The following is a 3540-nucleotide window of genomic DNA, read 5'->3' on the forward strand; positions in this document are numbered from 1 at the left end:
TCCATTTAAATAAATAAAATGCAGTATTTATGCGAGTTGTAGAGTTCTGCAACGAGCTATGACAAATTTGGAGTGGGGGGGGTAGAATAATTACTGTAGACAAGCTTGTTTATGTAGTTGATAAAGTTATTTAAGGGGTAAGTACTCTATAATTAAAACGTTATTGTATTGTGGGGTATATGGCATGTCCTACTATATCCAGATGAAGGAACTCTAAAAGCTTATCGCTATTTTAATACAATGAGTTTGCGAACTGTTGAATCTATGTACTAACCACGCTTAATGCAAAATATAAGAATGGAGTTGATTTAATTATGAAGAAGATTTTACTGTCATTACTAGTTTTTACGTTAGTAGTTTCAGGATTTACTTTTTCATACGGTGCTAATTCTGATATGAAATATGCTGAAACTGATGAAGAAATCGTTCAAGCAGAAAAAATGGTCAATAGAATATTAGCAAAATCTGAAAAGAAATCTAAAGAAATGAAATTTAAAACTATAAAACTATCTTCTGTTGAAGAGGCGGTAGATATATTAAAAAAAGATGGATATCCCGTAAATTATAATTTTGTACAATTGTGTAAAGATATTGAAAAATATAAGAAAACTAATAAATCTAAAGATACTAAACACATAGTAAAGCATTTTAATTCTATTACTGGATTAAAAGAAAAACCGAAAAAAATAAAAAAATTAGGCTTGTCATTCGTTGATACGGTATATGCAATATCGTATGATGATTGGGCAAGATTAACTACAGCCGAAAAAGTTCTTGTAGTTCTTTACCCAGCAGAAGCAGTAATAGTTAATTCGTGTTCTCAGCAAGCTTATACATACACAAAAGAAAAGTTTGGGTATAATGGTCTTGGTGACAAAACTGACGGTTATAGACATGCAATGTGGAATGCATTAATGGATGCCCGTTTGGATGAGCATATAGCAGAAGCTTTTTCTACTGCACATGAAGAAAAATCAGAAGAGGAATTAAATCAGAAGGCAGCTGATGGATACTATGAGTATGAGCATAGAGAAATGGATTTACATAATAACGCTGAGGGGCTTGAATGTGTTAGTTGGTATGAAATTTGGCCAGTTTTATCAGATGATACAATAAAAGATCGTGTTTCAGAAAAGTTGACAAATAAATCTTCTGATATAATCTGGTTACATGATTAATCACTATACGATAAATTGATGTGCATTTAAAATAAAAAGGCATTTTATTGAAATATTTAAATTACTCTGATTTAATAAAATGCCTTTTTGTATTTTAGAAATTTTCCCGATAGTCCACCTTTTTATAATTTTAAGGCAAATAGGAGGAATACAATTGAAAGAAAAAGTAATTATAATAATTAGCATGGTTGTTTTAATAGCTTTGACAGTATTTACTTATATGTATAATGATCAAAAAAACAAGGTGGATTTAAAAATAATTGATAATACGGTAAATTTAAGCGATAAGAAAAAAAAATGGATAGATAGCAAAGAAAAAAGTAATGGTATACATATTTATAAAACTGATCATTCAGATTCGTTTGAGCTACTAATACTATTTAATAAAAACCATGGTAAAAATTTATACGTTAATACAGAAGCAAATGCAAAGATAGTAAAAGGCAAATTAATTGTTAATTTTATTGATAAACTTGCAATTGACGATGTTTATGTCAATAATAAATTAATTGTAAATTTAAGTCTAGATTCAAAACCAAAAAAAATAGAAGTTTACTATAATGGTAAAAAACAAGAGATAGTCATTGAAACATTAGACTAGAAAATCTAACAATAGATTGGCACGTGTTTATAAAGTAAGATGTGAACCTTACCCACTAAAATAATTATTTAGAACCAAAAAACTGAAAAACCTATTATTTATAGTTCATAGAAATTCTAAAAATTCAAAACCAATAGAAAAAATTGATATGAATTTATTCTTTAGTATTGCCCAGAAGATTACGGTATTTGAAGGAGAGAAAATAATTGTAATTTTGCTTGATGGGACGGAGATGGAGGTTGTAATTGAATAGATTATGAATAAGACAGTCGAGGTGATATGGAGTCACTTTGGCTGTTTTTGTTTGAAAAAATAATATTCTATCAATTTATGTCGGAAAATATTTACAAAGAAATTATTGGCAAATTTGGAGTGGGGGTAAAATTATATCTGTGGACAAGCTTGTTTATAGATTTGATAGAATTATTTTATAAGGGAAATGTCATACTTTTACAAAGAAAATAGAAGGAGGATAAAAGAATATGAAAAAATTGATATTAAAATTAATAAGTATATTAAGTATATTTACTATATTAATTGGAGCTAATTCCATTGATGTAGCAAATGCAGAGAGTAATGTAGAAAAACAAGAGTTAGTTAGATATGTACAGGGATACGAGGATGAAATTTTGGGTAAATCAAATAATAATACTGAAATTGAAATTAATAAAATCCAATCTTCTAAAAGCAACCTAATAACCCCACAAAACATACTACCTAATAAAGTGGTGTTAGATTGAGTTGCAGCAGAAAATTAAGAAAAACTTTAATGTAACTATTGTTAGGCCAGGAACTAGCACTTATAGTATTACAGAAATACATTTATTAACTTGTAAAGAAAATATAAAAATAACATAGTCAGCTAAAGATGGAGAAAATGTTTTTGTATCTAGCCTTGTATCCACTGGAAGTCGAGAAATTCCATCAGACTTATTAAATCTTTGGACACCAGGAAACTTTAATTCTAATATTTTGATAATATAGAGTTAATAAATACAATAAACTAAAAAAGGAGGTGATAGATTGACTCCTATTGAATTAGGAATTATTGACAAGATAAATAAGAATAAGGAATATATTAAATATGAACCAGAAAAATATAATTGTGTAACAATTGATGATGATATTTATATCGATGATTGGTGGGAAGAATTAAACAAAATGAAAACATATGTAGGTGGTGATTTGAATAAGCCTAGTGTGGCTTTAGATCGACATGGAGTTACATTAATACCACCGGAATCATTATCAATATTTGAAACTATAGTTTCTAATGATCCTAGAATTAAACAAGATTATAACCTTATGGAGTTGTTGAAATTAATCAGAAAAGCAAAACAAGAGAATAAATATATGATTCATTTTGGTGTTTAGTGCTAACTGGATTTATCTCAGTAAGATTTATCTCAGTAATTAGATAAAAACTAGCTTATTATATTTATTACCTATATTCTGTTGATTAATTTAATCTAAAGGAGTTTATACATATGCACAACATTAATAATTCTATTAGAACTTTATACAGTGATTATGATTTCTCTTACTTGGCAAATAAGTATATAGATAAAAATTACTGGTTAAAACATATAAAAGAATATTTTAGCAAAGAAAACATAGAAAACTTAACAGATTTCAACTACTCTAAATGCTTTACTTATCATATTGATTTATCTAATTCAAATTTACGAATTGGTACCAAAGAATTTGAGTTGTATTTAAATAAAGGTCACCAACTGTATAGATTAGAAGTTATGATTTCTG

5 protein-coding genes are annotated in these 3540 nt (G+C 27.6%); all 5 read left to right on the forward strand.

Translation table 11 applies throughout. From position 1 onward, the window contains the following. The first annotated feature begins 314 nt into the window (after positions 1–314). Positions 315–1178, forward strand: coding sequence for a DUF6973 domain-containing protein (locus L21TH_RS05660; protein WP_006311413.1), 864 nt, complete (start codon positions 315–317; stop codon positions 1176–1178). Between the two features lie 154 nt (positions 1179–1332). After that, on the forward strand, positions 1333–1779 hold the full coding sequence (locus tag L21TH_RS05665) for a hypothetical protein (RefSeq protein ID WP_006311414.1): 447 nt from the start codon (positions 1333–1335) through the stop codon (positions 1777–1779). 482 nt (positions 1780–2261) lie between these two features. Continuing rightward, on the forward strand, positions 2262–2519 hold the full coding sequence (locus tag L21TH_RS05670; protein WP_006311415.1) for a hypothetical protein: 258 nt from the start codon (positions 2262–2264) through the stop codon (positions 2517–2519). 283 nt (positions 2520–2802) lie between these two features. Next, complete coding sequence (locus L21TH_RS05675; RefSeq protein WP_006311417.1) at positions 2803–3153, forward strand: hypothetical protein; 351 nt, start codon at positions 2803–2805, stop codon at positions 3151–3153. Between the two features lie 113 nt (positions 3154–3266). Beyond that, positions 3267–3540 (forward strand): hypothetical protein (locus L21TH_RS05680; RefSeq protein WP_034429439.1); only part of this gene is annotated, 274 nt, incomplete at its 3' end.

It is taken from the genome of Caldisalinibacter kiritimatiensis, assembly GCF_000387765.1.
GTDB lineage: Bacteria > Bacillota > Clostridia > Tissierellales > Caldisalinibacteraceae > Caldisalinibacter > Caldisalinibacter kiritimatiensis.

Bases quoted from the DNA above. Each gene is read 5' to 3' on its own strand.
- L21TH_RS05660 (WP_006311413.1), top strand. From the start codon at position 315: ATGAAGAAGATTTTACTGTCATTACTAGTTTTTACGTTAGTAGTTTCA.
- L21TH_RS05670 (WP_006311415.1), top strand. From the start codon at position 2,262: ATGAAAAAATTGATATTAAAATTAATAAGTATATTAAGTATATTTACT.